The following is a 12,752-nucleotide window of genomic DNA, read 5'->3' as shown; positions in this document are numbered from 1 at the left end:
CGTCGCCCGGACGCGCACCCTGAGGAAGATCAACGGGCGATCACGCGCGGACGCCGCCCGAACGGGTGACGCGCTGGACGCAGCACGGTGCGGGTCGGGCGACGACTCAGGCGGGGCAGCAGGGACCGGCGGGTCCAGGCCGCCTCCGCCGAACGTCAGTCCTCGGCGGCGACCTCGCGCAGCCGCCCGAGCCGCACGCGCCACCACGCCTTCCGCTCGGCGACGGCGTCCGCACCCTCGACGCCGCGGTGCGTCGCCGACACGCGGGTCCGCGCACCCGCGGGGCCGTCGGGCAGAGCCGTCAGGCTCACCAGGACGCGCGTGCCGTCGGGGAACGTCCAGCGGACCGTCTTCCCCTCGGTCGCGCCGCGCACCGTCGGCTCGACGTCGAGCCAGCGCGCGCGCCCAGCGGGCTCCGTGCACAGCTCCCAGGCCCGCGCGAGAGGGACCGCGACCGTCACGCTCGCACCGGCCTCCCACGTGCCGTCGGGCCGCTGACCCGGGGCGCGCATCCCGCGCGCCTGCTCGTAGCCGACCGTCAGCGACTGGCACCACCAGCCGTCGACGCCGTGCTCGTCACCGAGCCACCGGGCGATCTGCGGGTGCGTCCAGCCCGTGGCCCCCGCGGCGTCGAGGAGCGCGAACCACTCCTCGCGCGGCCGGCCCGTGCGGTCGACGACGGAGCGGTCCGTGACGGCCGCCTCGTGCGAGCGGATCGGGTCCTTGACCATCGGTCACCTCGTGGAGAGCTGGGCGCGGCGCACGAGCGCCTCGACGATGCGGACGTCCGCGTCGAGCCACGGGACGTCGAGCCACGAGCCCGCCTCGAGCCACCGGAGCTCGTCGTGCTCGACGAGCGGCTCGGGATCGCCCTGGGTGATGACCGCGGGCCACAGGCGCAGCAGGTACCGCGACGAGATGTGCCATCCACCGTCGTCGGGCCCGACCACCTCGTCGCCGAGCGCGACGGAGACGCCGAGCTCCTCACGCAGCTCGCGGTGCAGCGCCCCCTCGGGCGTCTCGCCCGGGTCGACCTTGCCGCCCGGGAACTCCCACCGTCCCGCGAGGCTCAGCGGGCGCCGACGGCGCGCGGCGAGCAGCAGCCGCGGGGCGTCGAGGTCGTCGACGACCGCCGCGGCGACCACCACCTGCGGGCGCGACGAGGTCATGCGCCGATTCTCTCAGGCACCCCGAGGCGCGCGCCCGCGCGCGGTCAGCCGGGCAGGTGCCAGGCGCCTCGGTGCGCGGCCAGCACCTCGGCGGCGACGTCCTCCGCACGCTCCTGGGCAGGACGGCCGGTCACCCGGTGCACGAGCCCGGGGCGCGACAGGACGAGCAGGTACAGCTCGACGACGCGCCCCGCGACGGCCTCACGCACGACCAGCCGGTTCAGCCGGCAGCGCTCCTCGTAGCGGGACGTCTGCGCCTCGCGCCGCGAGATCTCGCCGAGGCCGCGAGGGCTGAACAGACGGCCGAGGTCGGACGAGTGGCCCACGTAGCGCGTCGTGCCGTCCTGCACGAGCGCGAAGACGCCCGGGCTCGACGGGATCGCACGCTCGGGGTCGATGCGGCCGAACGGTCCCCGCGCCCATGCGGGGTACCGGTGCTCGACGGCCGCCATGCCCGCGAGGGGCGCGTGCGAGATGACCTGCCCGTGCTGGTCGCGCTCGACGACGAGACGTCCCGCGTACGCGAAGACGCGGCGGGCGAGGACCAGGTGGTCGGGCGCCCAGTGCTCGTCGGCCGGGGGCGGCGCGGCCGCACGATCCACTGTCACCTGCCTGGGGAGGGAGGCCCTGCCGGGCCGGGGAAGGATCCCCCGACACTACCTCCGCCCACCCCGCGGCACGGTCCGTCCCGGCCGCGGTGCGCTCACCCGAGGGTGAGCGCCCTGCTGTCCTGCTGGGTGCTGCTGCGTGCTGTGGGCGAGCTGCGGGCGGCTGGCCGCCCGGTCCGCGTCAGCGCAGGCCGAAGGCGCGGGCGCAGGCGACGGCGTCGGCCCGGTTCGAGACGCCGAGCTTCTTGTAGACGCTGCGCACCTGCGACTTCACGGTGTTGCGCGTGACGAAGAGCTTGGTGGCGATCTCCTCGAGGGTGACGTCCTCGTCGAGGTTCGACAGGATGACGCGCTCGCGACGGGTGAGCGGGTCGGCGGACCGCTGCGTGGGGATCTCGACGTCGGTCGACATGGGGTACCTCCTGGGGGGCCACGGTGCGAGGAGCGCCGTGTCGTTCGCTTGATACCCGATGAGAGGGCCCACCTCGCGGGTCATGACGCGGGTTTTCACCCTTGACCTGCGTGAGATCTCGCTCGGGACGTGCAGGGCTCCATCGGGATCTGCGCCAGCGAGGTGAAGCCGCAGGTCACAGGTTTCTCCCGGCGAACGGGCTCGGCCCCGCGGATTCACCCGAACGGAGCAGCGCGACACGTCCTGCGACCCCGCAGCGACGCCTCGCGGGCGCCTCGACACCCCCCGGGCGCGCCGACGGCCCCCCACCCGGGGAGGGTGAGGGGCCGCCGAGGGTCGCCGCGGGGTCAGGCCTGCACGAGCGCCGCGTACTCCTCGGCGCTGATGAGCGCGCCGGGGGTCGTGATCTCGACCTTGAGGAGCCAGCCGGCCCCGTACGGGTCGCTGTTGACGAGCGACGGGTCCTCGACGACCGCCTGGTTCGTCTCGACGACCCGCCCCGTCACGGGGGCGAAGATCTCCGACACCGACTTGGTCGACTCGAGCTCGCCGCACACCGAGCCGGCGGTCACCTCGGTGCCGACCTCGGGCAGCTCGACGTAGACGAGCTCGCCGAGCGCGTCCGCGGCGTGGCGCGTGATGCCGACCGTCGCGGGCGACGAGCCGTCGACCCACTCGTGCTCGGCGGTGTACTGCAGGTGGTCGGGGACGTTCTCGCTCACGGTGCTCCTCGGGTCCGCTGGGTCTGGTGCGCGGGCGGACGTCGTCGTCCGTCGCGGGTCGGTTCCGTCGGGCGCTCAGGTGGCTCGACGGTAGAAGGGCAGGGGCACGACGCGCACGGGCTCGGCCCGGCCGCGCACGTCGACGGCGAGCTCGGTGCCCGGCGCGCTCACCTCGGGCGTCACGTAGGCGAGCGCCACGGGGTGGCCGAGGGTGGGCGACGGCGCACCCGACGTCACGTGCCCGACCGTCGCACCGCGCGGCGCGAGCACCGCGTACCCGTGACGGGCCGCGCGACGTCCGAGGCCCTCGAGGCCCACCAGGACCCGGGCAGGCTCCGAGTGCGCGCGGGCCTCGAGCGCCTCGCGGCCGACGAACGGCAGCGGCGACCCGTCGTCGTCGGTCTTGTCGAGGCGGACCACGCGGCCGACGCCCGCGTCGTACGGCGTCGTCGTGCGGTCCAGCTCGTTGCCGTACAGCGGCATCCCGGCCTCGAGCCGGAGGCTGTCGCGGCACGCGAGGCCCGCCGGGACGAGCCCGTGGGGCTCGCCTGCGGCGAGCAGCGACCGCCACAGCGCGACCGCGTCGTCGGCGGCGCAGTACAGCTCGAACCCGTCCTCGCCCGTGTAGCCCGTGCGCGCGACGAGCGCCTCGACGGTCCCGCCGTCGACCGCGACGCGGGCGGGCGTGCACGCGTAGTACCGCAGCCCCGCGACGTCGTCCCGGTCGGCGTCGACGACGACGGCGGTGAGGATCGCGGCCGCGGCCGGACCCTGGACGGCGACGAGCGCGGTCGTGGTGTCGACCGGGCCGGCGGGCTCGTCGACGGCCGCGGCACGCGCCTCGGCACCGGCCTCGACCCAGGCGCCCGACTCCGACGTCGCCCCGCTGCACCGCTGCTGGAGCTCGGCCGTCACGGTCGTCGCGTTGGACGCGTTGGCGACGACGAGGAACTCCTCGTCACCCGTCCGGTACACGACCAGGTCGTCGACCACCCCGCCGTCGGGGGCGCAGATCATCGTGTAGCGCGCCCGGCCGACGGCGAGACCCGAGATGTTCCCGACCAGCGCGCGGTCCAGCCCGCGACCCGCGTCAGGACCCGTGACCCGGATCTGCCCCATGTGCGACAGGTCGAACAGGCCGGCAGCGGAACGCACCGCCTGGTGCTCGGCGACGTCCGACGTGTAGCGCAGCGGCATCGACCAGCCCGCGAAGCCCGTCATCGTCGCGCCGAGCGCGCGGTGCTCCGCGTCCAGGGGCGTGCGGCGCAGCTGCTCCGTCTCCCCTGCGGCGGTGGACGACGTCGTCGCGCTCATGCGTACTCCTCGATCGGGGGGCAGCTGCACACCAGGTTGCGGTCACCTGCAGCCTGGTCGATGCGACGCACCGGGGGCCAGTACTTCGCGGCCCGGAGTGCCGGGACCGGGAACGCCGCCGTCTCGCGCGAGTACGGGCGGTCCCACGCGTCGCTCAGGACGCTCGCCGCGGTGTGCGGCGCGTTGCGCAGCGGCGACTCGGCCGCGGACCAGCGCCCGGACTCGACGTCGGCGATCTCGCCACGGATCGCGACCATCGCGTCGCAGAACCGGTCGAGCTCCCCGAGGTCCTCGCTCTCGGTCGGCTCGACCATGAGCGTCCCCGCGACCGGGAAGCTCAGCGTCGGCGCGTGGAACCCGTAGTCCATGAGGCGCTTCGCGACGTCCTCGGCCGTGATCCCGGTGCGCTTCGCGAGGTCGCGCAGGTCGAGGATGCACTCGTGCGCGACGCGCCCGCCCGGGCCCGTGAACAGCACCGGGAAGTGCTGCGTGAGGCGCGACGCGACGTAGTTGGCGCTCAGCACGGCGGTCCCCGTCGCGCGCCGCATGCCGTCCGCGCCGAGCAGCGCGACGTACGCCCACGAGATCGGCAGCACACCCGCCGACCCGTGCGGCGCGGCCGAGACCTGCGTCGCACCCCGCCCGGGCAGGAACGGCACGAGGTGCTCCGCGACCGCGACCGGCCCGACGCCCGGGCCTCCCCCGCCGTGCGGGATCGCGAACGTCTTGTGCAGGTTGAGGTGCGAGACGTCGCCGCCCAGCTCCCCGGGCTGCGCGAGCCCGACGAGCGCGTTGAGGTTCGCGCCGTCGATGTACACCTGCCCGCCGGCGGCGTGGACGAGGTCGCACACCTCGCGCACGTGCTCCTCGTAGACGCCGTGCGTCGACGGGTAGGTGATCATGATCGCGGCGACGTCGTCGGCGTGCTCCTCGAGCTTCGCGCGCAGGTCCGCGAGGTCGACCTCGCCGTCGGGCGCCGTCGCGACGACGACGACGCGCATGCCCGCGAGCACCGCGCTCGCCGCGTTCGTCCCGTGCGCCGACGCCGGGATCAGGCACGTCGTGCGCTGCTCGTCGCCCCGGCTGCGGTGGTACCCGCGGATCGCGAGGAGACCCGCGAGCTCACCCTGGGACCCCGCGTTGGGCTGCACGCTGACCGCGGCGTAGCCCGTGATCTCCGCGAGCCACGCCTCGAGCTGCTCGACGAGCTCGGTGTAGCCCGCGCGCTGGTCGGCCGGCGCGTACGGGTGCACGTCCGCGAAGCCCGGCCAGCTGATCGGCTCCATCTCGACCGCGGCGTTGAGCTTCATCGTGCACGAGCCCAACGGGATCATCGTGCGGTCGAGCGCCAGGTCCTTGTCGGCGAGGCGGCGCAGGTAGCGCAGGAGGGCCGTCTCGGAGCGGTGGACGTGGAAGGTGGGGTGGTCGAGGAACGGCGTCGTCCGCTTGAGCTCGTCGGGGATCGCCGTGGGTGCGTCCGCTCCGGGTCGGGGGGACTGTGCGGAGGTCAGGGCGGTGAGGATCGTGGTGACGTCGTGCTCGCTGGTGGTCTCGTCGGTGGTGAGGCTGATGTGGTGGTCGTCCCAGCGGCGGATGTTGATGCCGGCCGCGAGGGCGGCCGCGACGGCGGCGTCGGGGTCGTCGGTGCGGACGAGGACCGTGTCGAAGAACGCGTCGTGGACGACGGCCAGACCGGCCGAGCGCAGGCCGGCGGCGATCGCCGTCGCCCGTGCGTGCACCGTCCGCGCGATGCGGACGAGGCCGTCGGGGCCGTGGTGCACCGCGTACATCGCGGCCGTGACGGCGAGCAGGGCCTGCGCGGTGCAGATGTTGCTCGTCGCCTTCTCGCGGCGGATGTGCTGCTCGCGCGTCTGCAGCGCGAGGCGGTACGCGGGTGCGCCGTCGGCGTCGGTGCTCACGCCCACGAGACGGCCCGGCAGCATGCGCTCGAGACCGGACCGCACCGCCATGAACGCGGCGTGCGGGCCGCCGTTCCACATCGGCACGCCGAACCGCTGCGCCGACCCCACGGCGACGTCGGCACCGGCCTCGCCGGGGGACGTGAGCAGCGTGAGCGACAGGAGGTCCGCGGCCACCGTCACGAGCGCGCCGCGCCGGTGCGCCTCCTCGACGAGGGGCCGCAGGTCGCGGATGCGCCCGGACGTGCCGGGCTGCTGGACGACGACGCCCACGACGTCGTCGGCGTCGGCGGGCAGCCCGTCCGTGAGGTCGGCCTCGACGAGCGGGAGGCCGAGCGCCTCGGCGCGGCCGCGCAGCACCGTGAGCGTCTGCGGGTGCGTGTCGACGTCGACGACGACGACGCCGTCGGGCCGGCCCTTCACCGCGCGCCGCATGAGCAGCACCGCCTCGGTGACGGCGGTCGCCTCGTCGAGCAGCGACGCCCCGGCCACGGGCAGCCCGGTCAGGTCCTCGACGACCGTCTGGAACACGAGCAGCGCCTCGAGGCGACCCTGGCTGATCTCGGGCTGGTACGGCGTGTAGGCCGTGTACCAGGCGGGGTTCTCAAGCACGTTGCGGCGGATCACGGGCGGCGTGACGGTCCCGTGGTAGCCCATCCCGATCATCGACGGGAGCACGGTGTTGCGGTCCGCGAGCGCCCGGAGGTCACGCAGCACCTCGGCCTCGGAGCGCGCGGCCGGCAGGTCGAGCCCCCCGGACATGCGGATCGTCTTCGGGACGGCCTGGTCGACGAGGTCGTCGAGCGAGAACGCGCCGACGGCCTCGAGCATGCGCTCGACGTCGGCGGGGCGCGGGCCGATGTGACGGTCGGCGAAGCCGTCGGCGGCCGGGGTGTGGGGCAGGGTCACGAGGGGCTCCCGGAGAAGTGCCCGGCGCACGCCGGACGGGGTCAGGGTTCCCCGCTCTGTCATCCGCGACCGGGGTCGCGACCTGAGAGTTTTGCCGGTCCGCCGTGCCGCGAGGGCCGGGGCGCGCCGACTTGCACCGTCGGTGGGCCACCTCCGCGCCGGGCTCGGCACGCGGGTGACCGCTTTCCAGAGTTGCCTCACCGTGGCGGTACGTGGGCCTGAGAGATTCCCGGGGAGGTTGCTCCTTCGGCGCCCGCCCCCGCCGCCAGGCTGGGGCGGGACTCTCCCGTCACGGTTCGAGCAGCGTGTTCAGTTGTCCTGCTGTGGTCGAGCGTACTCGCGGGACGCATCAGCTCCCCTCTCCACCCCTGTCGTCGAGATAAGACTCCGCGTCGGCGTGTCGCGCGACATGCCGACGCGAAGTCTCATCTCGACGGAGGGGTTAGCGCCGCCAGGCAGCGATGCGGGTGACCGCCTCGTCGACCAGGGGCGTCGAGGCCGCGAAGGAGAGCCGGACCCAGCGGTGACCGTCGACCGGGTCGAAGTCCGTGCCGGGGGTGAGCGCGACGCCCGTGTCGGCCAGGAGGCGCTCGCACCACGCGACCGAGTCGTCCGTCCCGACGTCGGCGTAGAGGTAGAACGCGCCGTCGGGCGGGGCCACGCGCCAGCCGAGCTCGGGCAGGCGCCGCAGCAGCAGCTCCCGCGTCGCCGCGTACCCGGCGACGAGCGCGTCGCACTCGGCGTACGCCTCGGGGGTCAGCGCCGCGAGGGCCGCGTGCTGCGCGAGGGCGGGCGGGCACAGCGCGAGGTTCCCCGCGAGCGCGTCGACGGCCGGCACGAGGTCGGGCGGCAGCACGAGCCAGCCCAGCCGCCACCCCGTCATCGCCCAGTACTTCGAGAAGCTCGACACGACGACGGCGCCCGCGTCCCCGTAGCGGGCGGCCGTCGCCTGCTGCTGCGCCCCCTCGCCGTACGTGATGCCGTGGTAGATCTCGTCGCTCACCAGGCGGACGTCGTACTCGGCGCACCAGTCGGCGATCGCGGCGAGCCCGTCGGCGTCGACCATGGTCCCGGTCGGGTTCGCGGGGCTCGCGAGGACGACCCCGTCGAGCCCGCCCGCGTAGTACGCCTCGGTGAGGTGCGCCGTCGTCGGCTGGTAGCGGCTCTCGGGACCGCACGCCACCTCGACCACCTCGACGCCGAGCGACACGAGGATGTTGCGGTACGCGGGGTAGCCAGGACGCGCGAGGAGCACCCGGTCGCCGGGCTCGAAGGCCGCGAGGAACGCGAGCAGGAACGCCCCCGACGAGCCGGTCGTCACGGCCACGCGCGCGGGGTCGACGTCGACGCCGTACCAGCGGCCGTAGTGCTCGGCGATCGCTAGGCGCAGCGCCGGGGTCCCGACCGCCTCGGTGTACCCGAGGTCGCCGTCGGCGAGGGCCTGCCGGGCCGCCTCCCGCACCGGCGCGGGGGCCCCGGCCGTGGGCTGACCCGCGCACAGGCTGATCACGGGCTCGCCCGCGGCCCGGCGCGCGTTCGCGGCGGCCAGCACCTGCATGACGGCGAACGGCGGGACCTGCGAGCGCCGGGAGACCTTCATGCCCCCATCGTGCCCGCCCGACCGCACGCACGGGCCGGCGGGCTCACGGGGCGGGGCCGGGTTGGGGTCCTGCCTGCCCCACCGCCGACTTCGCGTTCCTGCGCCGAGTTCGCGGTCGACACACGCGAACTCGACCAGGAGAACGCGAACTCGGCGGGTGCACGGCGGGAGCCGGGCGGCGACGCGGCCGGTCCGCCGTCCCGTCCGCCGTCCGCCGTCGGGCGGCGGGCGGCGGGCGGCGGGCGGTGTCAGTCGAAGTCGAAGAGGTCCTCGAGGAACGAGCCCTTCTTCTTGCGCTTGCCGTAGGGGCGCCCGGTCCGTGGGTCGATGCCGCGCTGGTCGTACCCGCGCTGGTCGTACCCGCGCTGCTCGTAGCCGGGCTGGCCGTAGCCGGGCTGCACGTAGGGCCGCTCGCCGTAGCCGCCGCCCGGGTACGCGCCGCCGCGGGGGTCGGGTGCGGGTGCGCCGTAGCCGGCGCCGCGCGGGTCGGCGAACCGCGGCTCGTAGGCGCGGTCGTGGTGGTCCGGCCGGTACTCACCGGTCGCGGCGTCCATCGCGGCCTGCGCCGCAGCGGGCGTCGTCGACCGCTCGATGATCTTGTCGAGCTCACCCCGGTCGAGCCACACGCCTCGGCACCGCGGGCAGTAGTCGATCTCGATCCCCTGCCGCTCGGTCATGACGAGCTCGGCCTCGTCGATCGGGCACCGCATGCCGTCCTCCTCGGGTCGCGCGCCCGCCGATGCGTCCGCGCTGGTCGACCCGCCCAGCATCCCCGATGACCACCCACCCGCGCGACGCGGGCCCGTCCGACCGCCGGCAGCGCGGGGCTACGCGACGACGAACCCGCCGTCGTCCGCCCGCACGCCCGCCCGCTCGCCGCCCCCACCACGCCCGAGGCGGACGGGGCAACGTTCCGCGAGGAGCTCGGCGAGCTGCTCGGCCGGGGCGGGCCGGGCGAACAGGTAGCCCTGCGCCTCGTCGCACCCGCACCGCGCGACGAGCTCGCGCTCGGACTCGGTCTCGATGCCCTCGGCGACGATCCGCAGGCCGAGGCTGTGGGCGAGCGCGGCCGTGGACTCGACGATCCGCTCGGCGCGCGGGTCGCCCGCGAGCGCCTCGGCGAAGCTCCGGTCGAGCTTGAGCTCGTCGAGCGGCAGGTCCCGCAGGTACGCGAGCGAGCTGTAGCCCGTGCCGTAGTCGTCGATCGAGACCCGGATTCCGCGCGAGCGCAGCTCGCCCAGGACGGCGCGGCCCGTGACGTGGTCGTGCAGCAGGAGCTCCTCGGTGACCTCGACGACGAGCGACGACCCGTCGAGGCCGTGGCGCTCGAGGATCGCGTCGAGCCGCTCGGGCAGGCCCTCGTCGACGACGGCGTCGGCCGGCACGTTGACGGCGACCGGGAGCGGCCGGCCGTCGTCGCGCCAGCGCCGCGCCTGCGCGAGCGCCGCGTCGAGGACCAGCTCGGTGAGCCGCGGCAGCTCGCCGGCCTGCGCGAGCAGCCCGAGGAACTGGCCGGGGTAGAGCAGCCCCTCGTCGGGGTCCTGCAGCCGCGCGAGCGCCTCGACGCCCGTGACCGCACCCGTGCGGAGGTCCACCTTGGGCTGGAAGTGCACGACGACGCCGCCGTCGCGCAGCGCGGTGCGCAGCCGCTCGACGCGCTGGAGGCCGGTGCGGCTGCGCGTGTCGAGCGACGCGTCGTAGACGACGACGCCCGAGCGCGCCGCCTTCGAGGCGTACATCGCGACGTCGGCGCAGCGCACGAGCTCCTCGGTGGTGGTCCCGTGCTCGGGCGCGTGCACGACGCCGGCCGCGGCGGACACGCGCACGCGCACGCCGTCGATCTCGTAGGACGCGGTGAGCGCCCCGACCATGCGCTCGACCGCGCGGGCACCCGTCTCGGGCGTCGCCCCGGGCAGGAGCGCCGCGAACTCGTCGCCGCCCAGGCGCGCGACGACGTCGCCCTCGCGTCCTCCTCCTCCGCGCCGCGCCTCAGCCGCGAGACGTCGCGCGACCAGTGCGAGCAGCGCGTCGCCGGCGCCGTGCCCGAGTGAGTCGTTGACCTCCTTGAACCCGTCGAGGTCGAGCAGCAGGACCGTCGCCGGCCGCCCGGTCGCGAGGACGCGCGTCGCCTCGTCGTAGAACGCGCGGCGGTTCGCCAGGCCCGTGAGCTCGTCGGTGCGGGCCAGCTCACGGCTCCCGGCGAGCGCGTCGACCTCGCGGAACGCGAGCGCCATGCGTCCGACGGCGAGCAGGATCGCGGCGGCGGCGAGCAGCCGGATCACCCGGTCGTCGCGCGTGGTCAGCAGGACGAGCACCGACGTGACGGACCCGACGACGGGGACGAGGAGCACCTCGCGCCGGACGGTGCGCTGCGGGAGGTCCTCGGTGGCGCGCCCGACGGACAGGGCGAGCAGCACGACGCCCACGGGCCACGTCGCACCGGACCAGCCCAGGTCGTCCGGACGGCCGCCGGCGGCGGCCGCGACGTACAGCGCGTCGCCCGCCACGAGGGTCACGGCCCCCGCCATGCGCAGCCACAGCGACGGTGCGACGCGGAAGCGCCGGGCGAACGCCGCCTGGAGGCAGACGGCGACGAGCGCGGTGTCGCCGACGACGTACGCGGCCTCGTTGAGCACCGCGAGCGCGGTCGTCCCGCTGCGCGTGCCGCTGACCATGAAGAACGTCGAGACGGCCGCGGCGGTGCCGGCCGCGCCGATGAGCACGTCGACCCACATCGCGGGCCGTGACCGGTCGCCCCGCGCGCGACCGTGCAGCGCGATCGCGGGCGCGGCGAGCAGCGGGAACGTCAGCCACATCGCGTCCATCGGGCTCGGGTAGCTCGTGTCGATCCCGGTCTCGTACACGAGGACCCGGTACGCCCAGCTCGCCGCGTAGCCCAGCAGCGCGAGCGTGAGCAGCACGTCGTCGACGCGACGGGGTCCGGCCACGCAGCGGACGGCCGCGAGCGCGACGGCCGCGACGAACACGGCGACCGCCACGGGTCCCTCCCACGCGGGCGGGGCCAGGCCGGACGACGACACGACCGCGAGCGCGACGACGAGCACGAGCAGCCCCGCGTCGAGGACGCGGACGCCGGGCGTCGCGCCCGACGGGGCGACCGCGCGCACGAGCCGCGACCACGCGGGGGCGTCGGCGGAGGCACGGGTCATGCGGTGCTCATCGACCGGCCTCCCCCGCCGTTGCGGAGCGGGGGTGGGTGAAGCGGCTCGTCGCGGAGGGGTCCGGGCGGCCAGCCGCCCGGGGCGGACGGGTGTGGGCCGCCAGCCGCCCGGGCCGGCGGGGGTGTGAACCGTCAGCCGCGCGCGTCGAGCTCCGCGCGGACGTGCTCGACGATCGCGTCGGCGGCCGCCTCGACCTCGGCGAGCGTGACCTCGAAGCCCGCGGCGTCGCCGTACCAGGGGTCGTCGACGTCGAGGTGGTGCTCGGCGACGCCCGTCGGGGCGGCCGGGTCGAACGACCGGTACATCCGGATGCGGCGCTCGACGGCAGGGTCCCCGTGCGCGAGCCGGCGCAGCGCGTTGGCGTGCGACGCCGTCATGGCCAGCACCAGGTCGCGCGCCGTGAGGTCGACGGGCGTCACCTGGCGCGCACGCCGCGCGGGGACGGGGTACCCGTGCGCCGAGAGGACCCGCTGCGCCCGACGGTCGATCGGGTTGCCGTGCTCCTCGTCGCTGATGCCGGTCGAGTCGACGACGACGCGGTCGCCCAGTCCCGCCTTCTCGAGGCGGTCGCGCAGCACCACCTCGGCCATCGGCGAGCGGCAGATGTTGCCCGTGCACACGGTCATGACGCGGTAGGTGCGGCTCACGACCGTCATCCTCGCAGCGCGGCGGCGTGGGCGACGCCCGGCGCGTCCGAGGCGCCCTTCCGGTTGCCCGGCCGGACCGGGGCCGGGCCCGTCGCCCCGACCTGCGGGCACGGGACAGCCCGTGGGCTACCGGTCGGGACGACCGGCGCGTCGTGGTGGACGAGACCACGACTCCCACGGGCTGCGGTGACTGCCTGGGTCTCGCTGCCGCGCCTGATGCGGTAGGGGACCGGAGGCACTCCGTCCGATGCACTCGGGCGACTAGCGGAC

The 12,752-nt window shown here is 75.4% G+C and carries 11 protein-coding genes and 1 riboswitch; all 11 genes read right to left on the bottom strand.

The features are described 5' to 3' along the window. Window positions 1-155: 155 nt before the first annotated feature. The 11 genes from IEV86_RS06755 to IEV86_RS06705 all read right to left on the bottom strand — a co-directional run bounded on the left by IEV86_RS06755 (window position 156) and on the right by IEV86_RS06705 (window position 12,491). The gene (locus IEV86_RS06755; RefSeq protein WP_052426367.1) at window positions 156-731 is read right to left on the bottom strand and encodes a DUF4287 domain-containing protein; all 576 of its coding nucleotides are present in this window, start codon (window positions 729-731) and stop codon (window positions 156-158) included. 3 nt (window positions 732-734) lie between these two features. Beyond that, window positions 735-1,169, bottom strand: a complete 435-nt coding sequence (locus IEV86_RS06750; RefSeq protein WP_043608015.1) for an NUDIX domain-containing protein — start codon at window positions 1,167-1,169, stop codon at window positions 735-737. 44 nt (window positions 1,170-1,213) lie between these two features. Then, window positions 1,214-1,771 carry a GIY-YIG nuclease family protein gene (locus IEV86_RS06745; protein WP_043608018.1) on the bottom strand — a complete coding sequence of 186 codons (558 nt, stop codon included), beginning with the start codon at window positions 1,769-1,771 and terminating at the stop codon, window positions 1,214-1,216. 187 nt (window positions 1,772-1,958) lie between these two features. Beyond that, entirely contained in the window at window positions 1,959-2,189 is a 231-nt protein-coding gene (locus IEV86_RS06740) for a helix-turn-helix domain-containing protein (protein WP_043608021.1), read from the bottom strand. A 347-nt stretch (window positions 2,190-2,536) separates the two neighbouring features. Next, window positions 2,537-2,911: a glycine cleavage system protein GcvH gene (gene gcvH / locus IEV86_RS06735; protein ID WP_043608023.1), complete on the bottom strand. Its 375-nt coding sequence runs from the start codon at window positions 2,909-2,911 to the stop codon at window positions 2,537-2,539. A gap of 75 nt (window positions 2,912-2,986) precedes the next feature. Further along, window positions 2,987-4,225 (bottom strand): glycine cleavage system aminomethyltransferase GcvT, encoded by a 1,239-nt coding sequence (gene gcvT, locus IEV86_RS06730; protein ID WP_052426368.1) that lies wholly within the window; start codon window positions 4,223-4,225, stop codon window positions 2,987-2,989. Continuing rightward, on the bottom strand, window positions 4,222-7,116 hold the full coding sequence (gene gcvP, locus IEV86_RS06725) for an aminomethyl-transferring glycine dehydrogenase (protein ID WP_081978833.1): 2,895 nt from the start codon (window positions 7,114-7,116) through the stop codon (window positions 4,222-4,224). Before gcvP ends, gcvT begins: the two co-directional genes overlap by 4 nt. Before the next feature lie 133 nt (window positions 7,117-7,249). Then, a riboswitch (glycine riboswitch) is annotated at window positions 7,250-7,352 on the bottom strand. Between the two features lie 143 nt (window positions 7,353-7,495). Next, complete coding sequence (locus IEV86_RS06720) at window positions 7,496-8,653, bottom strand: pyridoxal phosphate-dependent aminotransferase (protein WP_043608026.1); 1,158 nt, start codon at window positions 8,651-8,653, stop codon at window positions 7,496-7,498. Between the two features lie 248 nt (window positions 8,654-8,901). Further along, window positions 8,902-9,363, bottom strand: a complete 462-nt coding sequence (locus tag IEV86_RS06715) for a TFIIB-type zinc ribbon-containing protein (RefSeq protein ID WP_043608043.1) — start codon at window positions 9,361-9,363, stop codon at window positions 8,902-8,904. Between the two features lie 117 nt (window positions 9,364-9,480). Beyond that, window positions 9,481-11,823, bottom strand: coding sequence for a putative bifunctional diguanylate cyclase/phosphodiesterase (locus IEV86_RS06710; protein WP_052426370.1), 2,343 nt, complete (start codon window positions 11,821-11,823; stop codon window positions 9,481-9,483). A gap of 143 nt (window positions 11,824-11,966) precedes the next feature. Beyond that, window positions 11,967-12,491: a low molecular weight protein-tyrosine-phosphatase gene (locus tag IEV86_RS06705; RefSeq protein WP_043608030.1), complete on the bottom strand. Its 525-nt coding sequence runs from the start codon at window positions 12,489-12,491 to the stop codon at window positions 11,967-11,969. Window positions 12,492-12,752 lie beyond the last annotated feature (261 nt).

Origin of the sequence: Cellulomonas carbonis (genome assembly GCF_014636275.1) — a bacterium.
Taxonomy (GTDB): Bacteria; Actinomycetota; Actinomycetes; order Actinomycetales; family Cellulomonadaceae; genus Actinotalea; species Actinotalea carbonis.
The sequence above is the reverse complement of the archived record's forward strand: the minus strand, read 5'-3'. Positions and strand labels throughout refer to the sequence as shown.